This is a genomic window from Pectobacterium peruviense, from assembly GCF_002847345.1.
Lineage (GTDB): Bacteria > Pseudomonadota > Gammaproteobacteria > Enterobacterales > Enterobacteriaceae > Pectobacterium > Pectobacterium peruviense.
The window spans coordinates 357,082-373,911 of the sequence record NZ_LXFV01000001.1; the positions used below are offsets into that span (position 1 = coordinate 357,082).

At 51.1% G+C, this 16,830-nt stretch carries 14 protein-coding genes; 10 read left to right on the top strand and 4 right to left on the bottom strand.

From position 1 onward, the window contains the following. Positions 1 to 109 precede the first annotated feature (109 nt). The 3 genes from A0G03_RS01660 to A0G03_RS01670 form a co-directional block, all read right to left on the bottom strand. The gene (locus A0G03_RS01660) at positions 110 to 664 is read right to left on the bottom strand and encodes a TetR/AcrR family transcriptional regulator (RefSeq protein ID WP_011093780.1); all 555 of its coding nucleotides are present in this window, start codon (positions 662 to 664) and stop codon (positions 110 to 112) included. 107 nt (positions 665 to 771) lie between these two features. Next, positions 772 to 1,158, bottom strand: a complete 387-nt coding sequence (locus tag A0G03_RS01665) for a cytochrome b562 (RefSeq protein WP_011093779.1) — start codon at positions 1,156 to 1,158, stop codon at positions 772 to 774. 288 nt (positions 1,159 to 1,446) lie between these two features. Beyond that, a complete protein-coding gene (locus A0G03_RS01670; RefSeq protein ID WP_011093778.1) occupies positions 1,447 to 1,875 on the bottom strand; it encodes an OsmC family protein in 429 nt (142 codons plus the stop codon). A 330-nt stretch (positions 1,876 to 2,205) separates the two neighbouring features. On the opposite strand from A0G03_RS01670, the gene A0G03_RS01675 reads away from it, so the two are divergent. From A0G03_RS01675 to sodC, 10 genes are all read left to right on the top strand, one after another. Next, positions 2,206 to 2,895, top strand: coding sequence for an expansin EXLX1 family cellulose-binding protein (locus tag A0G03_RS01675; protein WP_048260067.1), 690 nt, complete (start codon positions 2,206 to 2,208; stop codon positions 2,893 to 2,895). 415 nt (positions 2,896 to 3,310) lie between these two features. Beyond that, entirely contained in the window at positions 3,311 to 4,702 is a 1,392-nt protein-coding gene (locus A0G03_RS01680; protein ID WP_048260066.1) for an SrfA family protein, read from the top strand. 2 nt (positions 4,703 to 4,704) lie between these two features. Further along, the gene (locus tag A0G03_RS01685; RefSeq protein WP_048260065.1) at positions 4,705 to 7,692 is read left to right on the top strand and encodes a virulence factor SrfB; all 2,988 of its coding nucleotides are present in this window, start codon (positions 4,705 to 4,707) and stop codon (positions 7,690 to 7,692) included. Beyond that, positions 7,689 to 10,151, top strand: a complete 2,463-nt coding sequence (locus A0G03_RS01690) for a putative virulence factor (protein WP_048260064.1) — start codon at positions 7,689 to 7,691, stop codon at positions 10,149 to 10,151. Before A0G03_RS01685 ends, A0G03_RS01690 begins: the two co-directional genes overlap by 4 nt. Positions 10,152 to 10,406: 255 nt before the next feature. Then, positions 10,407 to 10,886 carry a nuclear transport factor 2 family protein gene (locus tag A0G03_RS01695; RefSeq protein WP_048260063.1) on the top strand — a complete coding sequence of 160 codons (480 nt, stop codon included), beginning with the start codon at positions 10,407 to 10,409 and terminating at the stop codon, positions 10,884 to 10,886. After that, positions 10,883 to 11,599 (top strand): SDR family NAD(P)-dependent oxidoreductase, encoded by a 717-nt coding sequence (locus A0G03_RS01700; protein ID WP_048260062.1) that lies wholly within the window; start codon positions 10,883 to 10,885, stop codon positions 11,597 to 11,599. Before A0G03_RS01695 ends, A0G03_RS01700 begins: the two co-directional genes overlap by 4 nt. Positions 11,600 to 11,604: 5 nt before the next feature. Then, on the top strand, positions 11,605 to 12,873 hold the full coding sequence (locus tag A0G03_RS01705) for an NAD(P)/FAD-dependent oxidoreductase (RefSeq protein WP_048260061.1): 1,269 nt from the start codon (positions 11,605 to 11,607) through the stop codon (positions 12,871 to 12,873). Then, positions 12,866 to 13,591, top strand: a complete 726-nt coding sequence (locus A0G03_RS01710; RefSeq protein ID WP_048260060.1) for a DUF1365 domain-containing protein — start codon at positions 12,866 to 12,868, stop codon at positions 13,589 to 13,591. Before A0G03_RS01705 ends, A0G03_RS01710 begins: the two co-directional genes overlap by 8 nt. Next, positions 13,588 to 14,817: an SAM-dependent methyltransferase gene (locus A0G03_RS01715; RefSeq protein ID WP_048260059.1), complete on the top strand. Its 1,230-nt coding sequence runs from the start codon at positions 13,588 to 13,590 to the stop codon at positions 14,815 to 14,817. Before A0G03_RS01710 ends, A0G03_RS01715 begins: the two co-directional genes overlap by 4 nt. A gap of 54 nt (positions 14,818 to 14,871) precedes the next feature. After that, positions 14,872 to 15,396, top strand: coding sequence for a superoxide dismutase family protein (sodC, locus tag A0G03_RS01720; protein ID WP_048260058.1), 525 nt, complete (start codon positions 14,872 to 14,874; stop codon positions 15,394 to 15,396). A gap of 66 nt (positions 15,397 to 15,462) precedes the next feature. Here the strand turns inward: sodC and A0G03_RS01725 are convergent, their stop codons facing one another. Next, positions 15,463 to 16,782 (bottom strand): ABC transporter substrate-binding protein, encoded by a 1,320-nt coding sequence (locus tag A0G03_RS01725; protein WP_048260057.1) that lies wholly within the window; start codon positions 16,780 to 16,782, stop codon positions 15,463 to 15,465. Positions 16,783 to 16,830 lie beyond the last annotated feature (48 nt).

Here is a 16,830-nt window from a genome sequence, read left to right on the forward strand (position 1 = left end):
ATTCGTACATATGTACGAATAACTATCGCACGAATATGCACCGCTTTGCACCTGTTTCATTACGTTCTTTTTCACGGGAAGACGCCCGGCAAGATCGCGCCAGACGATATCAGGATGTCAGTTTTATCACCGTATTGAGAATGTCTTCACGGCTAACTGCGTCATCATTGAGATAGTTATGGATCGTATATCCTTCAATCATCGCATCCAGTGAGCACGCGGTTGCAATGTTGAAATGAAGGTGAAGTGATTTTCTGCTGCGTGTCATCCACTCCTGCAATATCAGCCGATATTCTTCTTTACGTGATGCCAGCGCATACAGCTCAAAACTTAATGTCAGATGACGTGGCGTCGCCCAGATATCGCCACAGATCAGATCAACCACCGCTTCACGCGCGCTGTCGATATCCTTTGCCTGTTTGAGACGGACACGGAATGCCTGTGAGATACCATCAACCATATAGACGAACGCGTTGTTGAGCAGCAATTCAATGCTGCTATAGCGATAGGTCAGCGTCCCCGGAGAAAGCCCGGCCTGCTGCGCAATTTTCCGGTAGGTTGCCCCTCGCACGCCATGATCCAGTATGACTTCCAGCGCGGCCTCAAGAATTCTGTGTTGTGTATCTTTGCCATCATGCGCTGCATCGTGTGATGGTGACATCATTCTGTTCCCCCTTAACTGGCGATGCTGACGATCGTAACCTTTATAACAAAAAAAAGCCGCCAGTGGGTTCGATTCCCACTGGCGGCTTATGGTAAACGAAAAGCGGTTTAGCCTCTCAATTTACTGTGGTATTCACCTTTCAACGTATTGATTTCTGCTAATGCGGCTTTGGCTTCGCTCACTTTACCGGCATCCACCAGAGCCTGCGCGCTGTCGACTTTTTGCAAAATTTTATCCAAACCTTCCACATAGGCTTTTCTATCTGGGCCGTCTGCAGGTTGCTTGGCGAAATCAGGCGGCACTTGCGTTTTAGCATGCTCGACGTGTTCGCGGAATGTGCTCAGTGCAGTTTTCAACGTTGCAGCATCATCCGCTTTCGTCGCCGCGGTATAACTTTTTTGCATACCGCGCATGTCTTCAGACACGGTTGCATTTGCTAAAACCGGTGTCAGTAAACTCCCGGCCAGCAGTACAGAAAAACAGATCTTGGTCATTCTATTCATCTTGAATTCTCGCTTGTGTTCCATAGCACGACATACTCGGAGAATCTGACCATCACACGCCGGCCAGCCCAATATTGATCTTGTTATATTGCGTCCTACGCCATTGCCCACATCACGGAGCGATGACTATGCTAAGTTTATGGTTATTACGGTAAAGATGTTAAATTATTTTTAATCGTTTCGTTATTTTTAATTATATAAATGTAAAAAAGCTCACCAGAGCCACTCTGGTAAGCCTTTTATCAGCACTAATTTTATTGGTAAAACAGATAAACAGTGTTAGTTCAACTGATAATCCAGCGTAATTTCGGCCTTGAGCACTTTTGACACCGGACAACCCGCTTTCGCTTTTTGGATAATCTTATCGAAAGTGGCTTCATCAATCCCCGGTAGCGTCACCGTGCTATGAAGGGCGATCTTGGTGATCGCGAATCCACCATCAACTTTATCCAGCGAGACATCCGCAGTCGTATCTATCGACTCGGGTTTATGGCCTTCTTCACCTAACATCAGCGATAACGCCATCGAGAAACAGGCAGCATGCGCTGCACCAATCAACTCTTCTGGATTCGTACCGGGCTTGCCCTCAAAACGGGTATTAAAGCCGTACGGTTGCTGCTGCAATGCCCCGCTTTCCGTTGAGACGGTGCCCTTTCCCTGCTTGATATCACCTTCCCAATGCGCTTGCCCTTTTTTATGGATGGTCATGTAATCTCCTCATTATAGATTAGCCATTGGCAGCTATTCGCGTTGGCGCGAAATCTTGCTGTCGTCATACCCTTTAAACCGTAGAACACATTTTGTATAAATCCAAATCGATTACTCCATATCTATAATAATTTCATGCTATAGAAATAAACTCAGTGATATATTCAGTGCTTTATTATTTTAAGATAAAACCGATTTACCTATTTATACAAAACTTGGATTATCGATGGGCCAAAGCGATAGGTTTTCAGAAAATGGAATTCTGTTTTGGCATATTTATTTTTACAACTCACCTATGTTATTAATCTTGAATAATATTGGATGTGAAACATGAATAAAATAACCTCATTAGCGTTGTCCGCATTATGCGTCATTCCCCTAATTAATACCGCCCACGCCCAGTGGGAATTGGACGATATCTGTTACGGCTACGCTACCGCAACCGGCTCTGGGTATCAGGGCGGCGCGCTCTTATTGGACCCTATTCCACCGAATATGGAGATCACCGCGTTAAACCGTAGCCAGCTGGATTATCGCGGCGTGAAGGCATCGCTGGCTGGGGCTTACCTGAAAGTGAATGGCCCAAAAGGCAGCACGGTGGTTTATGTCACGGATCTTTACCCTGAAGGTGGAGATTGCGCATTAGATTTATCGTTTAACGCTTTCGAGAAAATAGGCGATCTGCGGGATGGGAAGATTAATATAGACTGGACGCTGATCGAAGCGCCGGTAAATGGCAACGTTATTTATCGTATAAAGGAAGGCTCAAACCCTTATTGGGCTGCAGTGCAATTTAGGAATGTAAAATATCCGGTTATTGAGATGAAATATATGCGCGATAACCAGTGGGTTGCTGCACAAAAAACCGATTATAACCACTTTATTGTTGAGCACGTCGGAATGAACGATATTCCTATTGAATTTACCGATGTAAAAGGTAACGTTCTCAGCGACACGCTACCGCCAATGTCACAAAGTACCTCATCCGCTTACCTGATCACGGGCAACGTCCAACTGTAGTCGCCCACAGCTTGAGGGACGCTGACACCGTGCAGCATCCCTCGTTTCTGTCAAATTACGTTTCATAAAAGCTCCCGTCATTTTTACCTAATATAGATCGTTTAAGCATCGAGATACACGGGGCTACCACAGGGGTGAGGCGTCCCCGCGGGAACCTCCCCTGTGTTTCCCCTAATAACGGACTTAAACGAATGGCACTACGCCATTTTCCCCAGCATTTTCATCATATTACCTGGGCATCGTCTTCAACTCGGGCGTACATGTTCCGTTTCCCACTTTTTCTATTGCCCAAATATTTGTTAGTTTTATCACTTCTTTAAGCGTTTGATTCGCCATCATTCGCACTACAGTATACCCTGTCGCAGATTACATTTTATTTTCTGCTTTAGGCATCATTACAAAAGGTCTCTTTTGCGTGGCAAAATTATTTTTACGTAGTGGAAGTTTGGATGATTTTCTGGCGCTGGGTGAAAACGGGCAGCCAGTTTATGCATCGGCACTTCAATTGCGGGAAACGTTACGTCTCAGAAAACAGCAGCAGATTGCCGATTGTCTGGCGATCCCCCAACCCAACGAGCATGGCGACCGCATTGACTGGTATTCACCGGTTGACGGTAAAGTCACCTCTTGGATTGCCGCCAGTGAAGAAGAACGAGAAACGGCGCTGTCGTTACTGGAAACCTATCAAACCGCGGTTGCCGACATCAGCCAGCGTGCGCAAAATGCAGAAAAAGCGGGGCAGAAACTTTTCGGTGTCCTGCTGGCAAAAGCGATACAGTTCCCAGGGGCGAACCACGTCTATCTGGTTGATGGCAAGCCCGTCTTAACATTCTGGGGCTTCGTCAATCTTGATAAGAAATCCCGCCTTGATGCATTGGACTGCCTGCGGCCTATCATCAAGGAAGCAGAGCCGCTTTTTGTTGCCTCCGTCCCCGCTGCAAGCGCACCAACGCCTCCGTTGGTCGACCCTGTACCGGAGCCAGAACCACAGCCTGTCGTTCAACCCGAAGCCGTCGAACCAACGCCTGCGCCTGCCGCTACGGCAGCAACGTTGCCTACTCGTCCACCGTTCTTCCGACTGTGGTGGCTGTTACCTGCCGCCGCACTGTTAGCGATTTTGTCATTGCAGATACGCGGCTGTGTGTCAGAACAAGAAAAACCGACATCCGAACAGGCCGCGACGGTCAAGCCAGAAAAACGCGCGTTGTCTTCTTCCACGCCAACTGAACCAACGCCGCCACCAGTTCCGCAGGTCGCAGAGAAAGAGATCGTGAAAGCGGCTGAGCCCTCTATTCCAGCTCCACCTGTTGTTTCTGCTGCGCCGACCGTAGAAGCGGCCAAACCAGAAGCTCCTGCTGCCGTTGAACCAAAAGAGCCGGTTGAACCCGTTGTCGAGCAAGTGCCAGCACTTCCTGCGGGCAAAGATGATTTAGTTATGCCAGCCGATGCTGTGAAAATTGGCTCCATCAAGTTCCTGAACGGCAACTGGCGCGTCATTGTTGATAGTAAAGCGCCGATTACCGGCAGGCCACCTAGCCTGCGCTACCAGATTCAAAATGGCAAAGGAACGGCACGTATCACTCATGGTGACGGTGTCACGTGTCGCGCCAACGTTGAGGCTGGCTTAATGGGTTCTGGCAATCTGATCATCAACAGCCGTTCTGGTGCGCGCTGTTCCGATAATTCTCGTTTCCAAATGCCGGAACTGGTCTGTAAACAAGGTGCATCTGGCACCGCAGCGGAGTGTATCGGTCGTTATGACGCAGACACCGTTTTCCCGATGACGATAAAGCGCGAGAGTAAATAATCATGCTGGCGACGATTACCGATTATAAACAACGCATTACGTTGATTCAGGACAGCGGGATTCAGTTTTTGGATTTTGCGTTAAAGCCACAGTTTTCGGCGGAACAGCCTAACCGCTATGTGCGTAAAAGTGCCAACGGCCCCTTATTGCACCTGCTTTACGATGAACATACGGACAAATACCTGCTGCCTTCTGCAACGGGTATGCCGCCGGAAGTGGTCAAGCCTGAGTTAAGTGCTTCACTTGATCAATCATTGAAGCTGCTGGAGAACATCTGGCTGCCGTTGCCCTTCTTCCGCTTCAATCCGCCGCGTACCTTTATGGGCGGGCCGGATAACTGGGCGCGGATGCGGATCCTAGCTTTGGATACGCCCGATCAGGACGGCAATACGCACCGCATTTGTCTGGCATTCGATACCAAAACCTACCCAGAAGGTCACGAATACGAGTCGCTGGCGCCTAATGCTAATGACATCAAAACCGGCGGGAGTTTCGCGCTGGCTTATCACAGCGACGAGCTGGGTGAATTCCTCGATGCAACCTGGGTCGACGGCTGGCTGCGGGAAGTCTTTAGTCAACAGGTTAAGACGCAGGAAAAACGTGACAGCCATGATGTGAAAGTGGCGCTCAGGGGATTCGAATATCAGGCGCATTACCTGAATGTGTTGGATATGCTGGGCAACCAGCTTGAGATACCGGAAATTCGTATCAACACCAGCACGTTGCAGGAGCCTGCCGTCAACGTTGATCTGATTCTGGACGTCGGTAATTCGCACACCTGCGGCATTCTGGTAGAAGACCATGCAGATGAAAGCAACGGCCTGAAGCAGACCTATGAACTGCAACTGCGCGATCTGAGTGAGCCACATTATCTGTATAACGAACTGTTTGAGAGCCGCGTTGAGTTTTCACAGGCGAAGTTCGGCAAGGAAAACTTCTCCGTAGAAAGCGGTCGTGATGACGCCTTCATCTGGCCGTCAATCACTCGCGTCGGACGTGAAGCTAGCCACATGGCGTTGCTGCGTCAGGGAACGGAAGGATCGAGCGGTATTTCCAGCCCGCGCCGTTACCTGTGGGATGAAGAAAGCTATGCACCCGGCTGGCGTTTTAGCCAGACGGACGCACATTCACAAGCCGAACCATTAGCCACTGCCATGCCGCTGACCATCATGCTGAATGATGAGGGGCAACCGCTCTACAACCAGCCGCTAGATGAGCGTTTACCAGTATTTTCGCCGCACTACAGCCGCAGCTCGATCATGACCTTCATGCTCTCCGAACTGCTGGCACAGGCGCTCATGCAGATGAACAGCGCCGCCCAGCGCTTGAAGATGATCCACAGCAGCGCGCCGCGCCAATTGCGTAACATCATTCTGACGTTGCCTTCCGCGATGCCGAAGCCCGAACGTGAGATTTTCCGCCGCCGGATGCACGAAGCCATTGCGCTGGTCTGGAAAGCGATGGACTGGCACCCGATGGACGAAGACTTCACCACGCTGGCCGACAAGCAACAGAGCCGGGTTCCGGTGCCTGAAGTACAAATCGAATGGGACGAAGCGACATGCGGGCAGATGGTTTATCTGTATAACGAAGCACAGGTGAACTTTGGTGGCCGTGCTGAAGATTTCTTCGCCAGTATGGCTCGCCCGGATAAAGAGCTCGACGAAGGTGAACCCGCAGGTAAAACGCTACGTATTGCCTCAATCGACATCGGCGGTGGCACCACTGACCTCGCCATTACGCAATACCTGCTTGATGACGGCGTCGGTAACAACGTTAAAATTATTCCACGCCTGCTGTTCCGCGAAGGTTTTAAGGTCGCAGGTGACGATATCTTGCTGGATGTGATTCAACTTTATATCCTCCCCGCGCTACAGGCTGCGCTGAAAACCGCAGGAATGGCCAGCCCAGATGCGCTGATGGCGAAGTTGTTCGGCAACGAAGGCCGTATGGATGCACAGCTTACGCTGCGCCAGCAGGTAACGTTGCAGGTCTTTATTCCAATCGGTCGCGCGATTCTGGAAGCCTACGAGCGCTTTGATCCGCTGGACACCAGCGCCGAGATTGAATCCACCTTCGGTGAATTGCTGGAACAGGCACCGACGGAAAAAGTGCTGGAATACATCAATACGGAAGTGCAGCGCGAGCTACCGGTTAGCGATACTGTATTCGATATTTTACAGGTGCCGCTCATCCTCAAACTGAACAAGCTGCATGGCGAATTCCTATCGAACAAAATGAACATCACGCAGAATTTGCGCCTGATGTCTGAAGTCGTGTCGCTGTATTCATGCGATGTGCTGTTGCTTACCGGACGCCCTTCGCGCTTCCCGGGGATTCAGGCGCTGTTCCGCCACCTGCAACCGCTGCCGATTAACCGGATGCTGTCGCTGGATGGCTATCACACCAATGACTGGTATCCGTTTAACAAGCGTGGACGCATCGATAACCCGAAATCCACCGCTGCCGTCGGCGCGATGCTGTGCCTGTTGGCGCTCGATCTACGTCTGCCGGGCTTTTACTTTAAGGTCGGTGATTTCCAGCCTTATTCTACGGTGCGCTACCTTGGCATGATGGACAGCAACAATGCGCTGACGCTGGATAATGTGTATTACAGCGATATCGATCTGGATGAACCTGATTTTGTGCTGGATCCTAAACACAGCTTCCAGGTGCGTGGTTCGCTCTGCCTCGGATTCCGCCAGTTGGACAACGAGCGCTGGCCCGCCTCCTCTCTCTATATGTTATCGATTGTCGATCAGGATTTAGCCCGTAAGGTCGTTGGCGACAGCAAGCTGCGCGTCCGACTGGCTGTAACGAAAGGCGACGATCAAGACAGCCCCGAGCGCTTTGAGATTGCCGATGCGGTATTAGAAGACGGTACCCGCGTCCCACCTCATCATTTACGACTTAAGTTGAACACATTATCCGCTAACGGTTCAGGAGCGACCCATTATTGGATCGATAGTGGGAGTGTATTTAAAAAATGAAACGATTAACGCCTAAACAGCTTTCCACCCGGCTTCACGGCCAACTACAGGCCGTCGCGCAAGGTGTTGAACAGGCTATCGACTGGGTTGAAACCACGCGTCAGAACGCCCCGCGCCTGGATATTGAAGCCGACCGTCTGATCGTCAAACTGCGCCGTAACCACAATAAAGCGCAGCATCTATCCGATGTGGCGCAGAAAGAGATTGCCATTGGTTTTTTTGGCCTGTCTCAGGCTGGGAAAAGCTATCTTATCTCGTCGCTGGCTGGGGGAGAAAACGGCAAACTGGAAACCTCATTTGAGGGGCAGCAGTTGGATTTTGTCGATCACATTAACCCATCTGACCGAGCCACCGCGCTTGTTACGCGTTTTAGCCGACAGTCCGGTGTGAAGAACAAATCGTTTCCCGTTCAGTTGCAGCTCCTCAGCGAACTGGATATCGGCAAGATCATGGCCAACGCGTTTTTGAACGATCTCAATCAAGAGACAACGTTTGAGGAGCTGGATGAGCGCCATATCGCCGAGCACATTAAAACGCTGTTGATGCACCGCCAGCCAGAACCCGTTGAAGGGATGAGCCGCGATGAAGTCGTCGAACTCTGGGACTATCTGGTGCGCCACGACGTTAAACGGCAAAAACAGCTGGAAGCGCACTTCTGGCCCGTTGCGGTTGAATTAGCACCTTATCTTACCGTTGATGACCGTGCTCAGCTCTTCTCCGTACTCTGGGGAGAGTTGAATTCGCTGACTTCCGCGTATCGTCATTTCAACCACACGCTGCAACATCTGTCCGGTGCGAGTAAGTTATTAGCACCGTTACGGACACTGGTGGATGATGAGTTAAATCCCGCAGACGGCCTGATCGACGGTTCCGCGCTGGAGCGATTGCACAGTACCGACGATCCCAGTGTGCTGGTACGCCCGGTTCAAAACGGCCGCGCGGGGAAAACGGCGGAACTCTCGCTGGCAGAGTTAACAATGCTGACGGCGGAGTTACTTATCCCGCTACAGTCGCCCCCTAAAGAAGCGCTGTTCGAGCAGGTCGATGTACTGGATTTCCCCGGCTTTGGTGAAATTCGCGAGACGCGCACCGCGCCACCAGCAAAAGGCCAAAACACGCTGTATCCGCTGGCGCACACGTTATTGCGTGCGAAACGCGCCTATCTGCTGGAGCGCTATACCGACAATCAGGAAATGAACGTACTGATGGTATGCAGCGCCGCAGGCGATCGTGCCGACGTTAAAGTGGTTGGTAAAGCGCTGGAGCATTGGGTCAAACAGACTCAAGGTGAAAATGCGCAGGTTCGTAGCAACCGTAAACCGGGGCTGATTTGGGCGGTTACTCGTCACGACCGTCGTATTACGCACGGGCAAAACTACGATGCCGCGGTACAGCGCTATGTCGGTAATCCAGGCGACGCTTGGGGAACGATGCTGGCCATGGATAAACGTGGTGTAACACGGATGGCAACCTGGCTGGGGACCGAAGTTAACCGAGAAGTGAAGCTGGGGCGCATCAGCGAACAGCTTAACGAAATCCAACGTGAACTCAGCGATAACCTGTTAGGTAATTGGTATCTGCCCGTTGATGTTGACGATCCGGCAGAAAAACAGCGCATCGCCGAAACCTTGCTGAAATCGCTCCAGACCCGCACTGGCGTGCACGGCGAACTACTGGAACGGCTTCTGCCCTCGCGTGATGAGCTGCGCCGTCTGTATCTGCAACAGAAAGGGGCAAGCTACGGCGGTTTCCACGCCGATGCCGAAGATCTCTCCACTCCCTTAGCCAATAGCGATCCGTTTGGCGTTGGGATCGAAATCGATCTGTTTGCCGATGAACCGATCGCTATCGATCAACCCGTAATGCCCGTTCTGACGATCGATCATGGTTATGAGGCGGACTATGCGCACGGCGTGTATCGTTACTGGATTAACTATCTACGCGGCCTGCCGGAAAATGCCCCGCTCCTCGATCTGCTGAACGTGCCGAAATCAACGATCGAAATGCTGGTCGAAGAATTGATTACCGGCAGCATCCGTTTACGGATCGAAGAAGCGCTGGTCGATATGTTGGTCGATGGAGAACAGTTGGGCATCAACCGCGAGAATAAAGCCGACCGTCAGGTTTCACGCGTGCTCACTATTCTTGGGGACTTTGTCGCCTGGCTTGGTTTCCAACAGCTTGATGAATCCCTACGCCCTGCCAGCCGCATCAATCGCGGCCATAAGATTTTTGCCAAGCCGGAAAAACAGGCGGTCAGCTTTGGGGCCTCACAGCGTTTAACCAAACTGTCGCTCACGCCGACCAACAATACGGCGTTTTATATCTATGATTGGCTGGTTGGCCTGAATGAGATGATTATCCAGAACGCGGGCTACTCCGCTGCGCGAGAAGTCAGCGCTGAACAGCGCGAGCAACTCGGCACAATTTTGGCGCTGATTAAGCCCGCTGAAAAATAACGTTCAGTCAACCACTGTCGATGTAAGAAACATGACGTGACATTGTCACTAATATTCACGTCATGTTTCCTTTTTCCTGCCATATCCTCCCTCCTAATTTGTTTATCGTCTCTCCTCGCTCCTCAAAATCTTATTTGACGAACTGTGGATTCAATCTATACCTAAGTTGATGACTTTCAATTAATAAGCGTTGAGTTCCTCTATCTGTTAGCCATTTTCACCGAGTGAAAATGGGTGACCTTAACAGGAGTGGTTATGACGATAGAAAAAGCGCGCGAGGAAAACGATATCTCGCTAGAAAACGGCGAGTACGAAGCTATTTTGCTAAAAATAAGGGCATTCTATCGAGAGCTGACAGCTAAGGGATTAGCGGGACTGGGTGATATTTATCATCAAGATATTCATTTTATCGATCCCGTTTCTAGCCATCATGGGCTGAGTGCTTTACACCGTTACTTTTCCCATTCACTCGAAAATCTGAGCTATTGCCGGTTCGATATCTCTGATATTCATACCTTTCGCGGCGGTGCGACGATGTTCTGGACGATGCATTATGCACATCCGTCCTTAAAGCGTAATGCGCCGCTGACGCTCGCGGGCTGTAGCCACCTGCTCTTTGCCGACAATAAAGTTATCTACCACCGTGATTATTACGACATGGGTGCGATGCTTTATCAGCATATTCCCTTGCTTGGCTCGTTAATCGGTTATCTAAAATCGAGACTTCAGGCATGAAGCGCGTGTTGATTACCGGAGCCAGTTCTGGAATCGGTCAACAGCTGGCGCTGGATTATGCCAAAGAAGGCTGGGACGTCCTCGCCTGCGGGCGCGATGAGCAACGGCTTCACGCATTGACTCTCGCCTTCCCAACCCTTCGTACAACGGCATTTGACATGACGAATTTAGACGACACGCGTCAAGCGTTGGAAGGCGTGACGGCCGATCTAGTCATTCTCTGCGCGGGAACCTGTGAATATCTGGATAACGGCGTCGTTGAGGCAGAAAAAATAAGCCGGGTGCTAACAACCAACGTGATCGGCCCAGTAAATTGTCTGTCGGTGCTATTGCCACAGCTTGCCAGCCATAGTCATCTGGCGTTGGTGGGTTCGACCGCCAGCCTCGTTCCCCTGCCGCGTGCGGAAGCCTATGGTGCCTCAAAGGCGGCGCTGGCCTATTTCGCCCGCAGCCTGTCGCTGGATTTGCAGGCACGCAATATCACCGTGTCGCTGATCCTGCCCGGTTTTGTGGAAACCCCACTGACCGCACGTAATGATTTCCCTATGCCGATGTTGATTTCCGCGTCCCACGCTTCTGAGGCTATTCGGCGTGGGCTAGCAAAGAAAAAACGTGAAATCGCCTTCCCTCTACGCTTTGCGCTATTACTCAAATTAATTTCTGTGCTCCCACAGTCATGGCAACGTCTGCTGGCAAGCCGCTTAGTAAGGTAAAAAGTATGAAGATTGCCATTATTGGTAGCGGTATTTCTGGCTTAACCTGTGCACTCAGGTTATCCGATCGCTTTCAGGTGTCGGTACTTGAAGCGAACGATTATCTGGGCGGGCACACGGCAACGGTCGATGTGGTTCAGGATGGCACGCCCTACGCCATTGATACGGGTTTTATTGTCTATAACGAGCGGACCTATCCCAACTTTATTGCTCTGCTGGATGAACTGGGATTAACCGGTCAGCCCACCGAAATGAGTTTCTCGGTCAGTAATCCGGTTTCCGGGCTGGAATATAACGGGCATACCTTAAACACGCTGTTTGCCCAGCGCAGCAACCTGTTCCGCCCCACTTTCTATCGCTTCGTTGCGGAAATCGTGCGTTTTAACCGCGTGTGTAAGCGGTATCTAACTGACGATAATTATCAGGGGCTGACGCTAAGCCATTTATTGCAGCAGGAAAAATTCTCGCCGTTCTTTGCTCAACACTATCTTTTGCCCATGGGCGCGGCAATCTGGTCGTCGTCACTTGAAGATATGCGGCTTTTCCCTCTGTCGCTTTTCCTGACTTTCTTCAACCATCATGGACTGTTAGATTTGGTCAATCGCCCGCAGTGGATGGTGGTGCCCGGAGGTTCGCGGGAATATGTGCGACGCATTGCCGAGCGTGTCCGCGATCGAGCGACGATCCACCTCCAGACGCCTGTCAGCCAGGTAGTACGTGATGACACAGGCGTTACGGTGCATACCGCCGAACAGGCACATCGGTTCGATCAGGTTATTTTTGCCTGTCATTCCGATCAAGCGCTGGCGCTGCTGGAAACGCGTACACCCGATGAGCAGCATATTCTCGGTGGTATACGTTATCAGCCTAACCACGTGATTTTGCATACCGACACCCGACTTTTACCCTATAGCCGACGGGCATGGGCGAGTTGGAATTACCGTTTGCCGGTCGATCAGGCGCTGAGCCGTTCACGCGCGTCCGTCACCTATAACATGAATATCCTGCAAGGTATTCGTTCCTCCACCACCTTCTGTGTTTCGTTGAACCCTCAGCAAGATATCGACCCGAGTAAAATATTACATCGCGCGGTTTATCATCACCCCATCTTTACGCAACAGACGACGGAATATCAACAGCAGCGCAAACGCATTAATGGACACAACCGCAGCTGGTTTTGTGGGGCTTATTGGTACAACGGCTTTCACGAAGACGGTGTAAAAAGCGCGCTGGATGTCGTCAGCCAACTCCACCAGAGTGTGCAACATGAATAGCGCATTGTATGTGGGTAACGTTCGTCATCGACGTTTCACGCCCGTCACGCATCGTTTTGACTATGCATTATTCATGGCGTTAATCGATTTAGATGAAATCCCCGCCTTGCCGCACGTTGGTATTGCGTTGGAACGTTTTGCTCCTGCGTCATTCTATCGCGGTGATTACCTCGGTGGCGGTGATATCAAAACCAAAGCTCAGGAGCGAATTGCGGAACTAACTGGGGAACGCCTTGCAGGGAAGGTATTGCTGCTTTGTCAGCTACGCTATCTAGGCTGCTCTTTCAACCCAGTCAATTTCTATTATTTGTACGATGAACATAACCAGCTACGCTGGTTATTGGCAGAGGTGCGTAATACGCCTTGGAACGAACGCCATACTTATGCCGTCGTCCCCGATGGTTCTACGCCCGTTACCAAGGCGTTTCACGTATCGCCTTTTAACCCGATGGATATGGTCTATCGCTGGCGACTCACGCCGCCCGTCGAGCGTTTGCGGATCCACATCGAGAATCACAGGCAAGGACGCGAATTTGATGCGACGCTGTTGCTGCATCGTCAGCCGCTCACTCGCGCCGCCCTGCGTAACCAGCTTTGGTCACTGCCGTTAATGACGATGAAGATCGCCTGCACCATATATTGGCAGGCTTTGAAACTGTGGATTAAACGCTCACCCGTTTATCCCCATCCGCAGTCTGGAAAGAAGGATAACTCATGAGTTCAACGGAAACACAGTTGGTGCGTCACCCGAACGATACCGCTCGCTATACCCGAGCCAGAAAAGTGGTATTTGCCCTGCTTGGACGGATAGAAAATGGAAGTGTGCGCCTGCGCGAACCAGAAGGTCATGAAACGTTCTTCGGGGATCAACACGCGGCGCTGCAAGGCGAAATCACAATACATCATCCTCGCGTTTATCGCCGAGTCTTGTTGGGGGGAAGTATCGCCGCCGGAGAGAGCTATATTGATGGCGACTGGAGTTCAACAAACCTCACGCTTGTTCTTCAGTTATTGGCGCAGAATCAGACGTTAATCGATACGCTTGAAACGCGTTTTGGCTGGCTCACGGGGCCATTTCATCGGTTTATCCACTGGTGCCGTCGCAATCGCCCACAACAGGCGCAGAAAAACATCGCCGCCCACTACGATCTGGGCAACCATTTTTATCGCAGCTTTCTCGATAGCGGGATGCTCTATTCCAGCGCCTGGTATCAGCAACCCGACATGACGTTGGAAGAGGCTCAGCGTGCCAAACTCCGTCGTCTTTGCGAACAACTCGCGCTGTGTGAAACGGATCATTTGCTGGAAATTGGCACTGGCTGGGGAGGCCTCGCCGAACTGGCCGCCCGTGAATATGGCTGTCACGTCACCACGACCACGCTGTCACAGCAGCAATATGACTACGCGGTTGAACGTATTCAGCAAGCCGGACTGAGCCATAAAGTGACGGTACTGCTACAGGATTACCGAGCATTGACGGGTCAGTATGACAAATTGGTATCGGTCGAAATGATCGAAGCCGTCGGAAAAGCCTATTTGCCCACCTTCTTCAAACGCTGCCAGCAACTGCTGCGGCCACAAGGGCGTATGGTGCTTCAGGCGATTACCATTGCTGACCAGCGCTATAGTCATTACAGCCGTAATGTGGACTTTATCCAACGCTACATTTTCCCTGGCGGTTTTCTGCCCTCAATTACCGCGATGACGACTACCATGACGCGGCATACCGACTTTATCACCCGCGATCTGTTTGATATCGGTCAGGACTATGCCCGTACTCTCAGCGAGTGGCGTCAACGTTTCTATCAGCAGTGGCATATGCTGAATGCGCAAGGCTTTGATGAATCGTTCCAACGCCTGTGGGTATTTTACCTTTGTTACTGCGAAGCTGGCTTTCGCGCACGCACCATCAGCACTGTACAGCTCACGGCGGAAAGGCCATAAGCCAGAAACATAGCGATTGATTTTTTTCACTCAAACCAGAAGGGGTAAAAGACAATGAAACTGAAGGCACTTATCCTTACAGGCGTGTTCTTTTCCTGTTCCACCTTCGCCGCAAGTACCACCGTTACGCTGAATGAAGCTCTGCCTACCGATACTGGCGGCAGTATCGGTGAAGTCGCCATTACGGAAACACCGTACGGCCTGCTTTTCACGCCGAGCCTGAAGGGATTGGAAGCGGGTATTCACGGGTTTCACGTACATGAAAATGCCAGTTGTGAACCAGCCGAGCAAGACGGTAAATCGGTTCCTGCGCTGGCAGCAGGCGGTCACCTCGATCCGAAAAAAACCGGTAAACACCTTGGACCCTATAACGACCAAGGGCATTTGGGTGATTTGCCTGGACTGGTGGCTAATGCCGATGGTACGGCAACCTATCCGATTCTCGCTCCCCGGATAAAATCACTGTCTGAGGTAAAAAATCACGCATTGATGGTACATGTTGGCGGAGATAACTACGCGGATATGCCAGCAAAACTGGGTGGCGGTGGTGCTCGCATGGCGTGTGGTATGATTAAGTAAAGCGAGAAGGGAAAATAACGATGCCATATCGCGAAGGATATGGCATCGCACGTTAACAATCGTTGGTTATCGAATGGCGCGTTTTAATATACGGTTAGCGCCACTGAGGAAATCATCAGCAACCTTATTCACTTCACCATTGCCGTAGTCCAGTTTTTGCAGGCTCGTCGTCCACAATTGCACCAGTTCCTGGTTTTCCATAAACGGTGACACAGGAACCTTCGATTCAGGCTGTGCCGCGGCTGCCCGATAGGCATTGGCTAATAGGTTACCAGGGTTGATCACGCCGATATCTTCCAGCAATTTTTGCGCTTTCGGATTAGCTGGCATGCCGTTTTGCAGTCCAAGAGCCTTCACGCCTTCTGGGTTACTCAGCATGAAATTCATCAACATCGCCGCTTCTTTTGGGTGCTTACTGTTCTTGCTGATGGCAAACAGTGAAGAGGGTTTGCTTGTGAGCCCCGAGTCTTTAGCGTCCGGCATCGTGATAAACGGCCCGGTTTCTAATACGGCATCTTTCGGCATATTACTCGAATAGGTATAGATGGCAGAATCCCACAGATACATGCCCGCTAATTCGCCGTTAATCCACGGACGAATCTCATAGACGTTGGTACGCCCGAACGAGGAGAAATAACGCTGATCGGGTATCACATGGGAATCAACCAGTTTTTTATAAAAGCCGAAGAGTTCCCGTACCTGATCGCGGCTATAGGCAATGCTTTGTTTCTTCTCATCGATCATATCGATGCCGTATTTCTGCGCCATATAGCTACGACCGAGCGTGAGAATATCCAGCACATCGCTTGCCCCTTGGGCGACACCGAGCGGATAGTAGCCGTCACCCAGCTTTTGTTTAAACACTGGGCCTGCGGCAAACAGCTCATCCCAGGTTTTCGGGTAAGCCACGCCCGCATTGTCCCAGGTGGTTTTATTGTAAATCATACTGCGGGACGTCATCGAAATCGGGAGACCTTGCAGTTTCCCTTTTACATCCGCCGTTTTCAGAGCGTTAGGCGGGAAATCTCCTAGCCCCAAAATGTCTTTTTGTTTATTCAAATCATAAAAACCGTCGCCATTGCGGGAAAACTGCGGCAGCCAGTTCCAGTCAATACGAATAACATCAGGCTCTTCCCCCCCTGCCATCTGGGTTGACAGACGGGAAAGATAACCGTCCCAGCCAGCATATTCAGCTTTGACCGTGATCGTCGGGTTGGCTTTTTGAAACGCGTTAATCGCAGCCAGCGTGGCCTCATGCCGCTGATTGCCGCCCCACCAAGAGATGCGGATCTCGGCAGCGTCAGCAGAGTGAGAAAATGCCGCTCCCAAGGGAAGTGCAGCACAAAGCAGGAGTAGGTGAGATAATGTGTTCCGTGTTTTCGCCATAATAGAACCCTTATAATTGTATTCGGAGGTTTCCACCCGCAGCCCTTT

What these genes read in the sequence shown, in the direction of transcription:
- A0G03_RS01705 (WP_048260061.1), top strand. Translation starts at nt 11,605, where the DNA reads ATGAAGATTGCCATTATTGGTAGCGGTATTTCTGGCTTAACCTGTGCA.
- A0G03_RS01700 (WP_048260062.1), top strand. Translation starts at nt 10,883, where the DNA reads ATGAAGCGCGTGTTGATTACCGGAGCCAGTTCTGGAATCGGTCAACAG.
- A0G03_RS01660 (WP_011093780.1), bottom strand. Translation starts at nt 664, where the DNA reads ATGATGTCACCATCACACGATGCAGCGCATGATGGCAAAGATACACAA.
- A0G03_RS01725 (WP_048260057.1), bottom strand. Translation starts at nt 16,782, where the DNA reads ATGGCGAAAACACGGAACACATTATCTCACCTACTCCTGCTTTGTGCT.
- A0G03_RS01695 (WP_048260063.1), top strand. Translation starts at nt 10,407, where the DNA reads ATGACGATAGAAAAAGCGCGCGAGGAAAACGATATCTCGCTAGAAAAC.
- A0G03_RS01665 (WP_011093779.1), bottom strand. Translation starts at nt 1,158, where the DNA reads ATGACCAAGATCTGTTTTTCTGTACTGCTGGCCGGGAGTTTACTGACA.
- A0G03_RS01690 (WP_048260064.1), top strand. Translation starts at nt 7,689, where the DNA reads ATGAAACGATTAACGCCTAAACAGCTTTCCACCCGGCTTCACGGCCAA.
- A0G03_RS01715 (WP_048260059.1), top strand. Translation starts at nt 13,588, where the DNA reads ATGAGTTCAACGGAAACACAGTTGGTGCGTCACCCGAACGATACCGCT.
- sodC (WP_048260058.1), top strand. Translation starts at nt 14,872, where the DNA reads ATGAAACTGAAGGCACTTATCCTTACAGGCGTGTTCTTTTCCTGTTCC.
- A0G03_RS01675 (WP_048260067.1), top strand. Translation starts at nt 2,206, where the DNA reads ATGAATAAAATAACCTCATTAGCGTTGTCCGCATTATGCGTCATTCCC.
- A0G03_RS01685 (WP_048260065.1), top strand. Translation starts at nt 4,705, where the DNA reads ATGCTGGCGACGATTACCGATTATAAACAACGCATTACGTTGATTCAG.
- A0G03_RS01670 (WP_011093778.1), bottom strand. Translation starts at nt 1,875, where the DNA reads ATGACCATCCATAAAAAAGGGCAAGCGCATTGGGAAGGTGATATCAAG.
- A0G03_RS01710 (WP_048260060.1), top strand. Translation starts at nt 12,866, where the DNA reads ATGAATAGCGCATTGTATGTGGGTAACGTTCGTCATCGACGTTTCACG.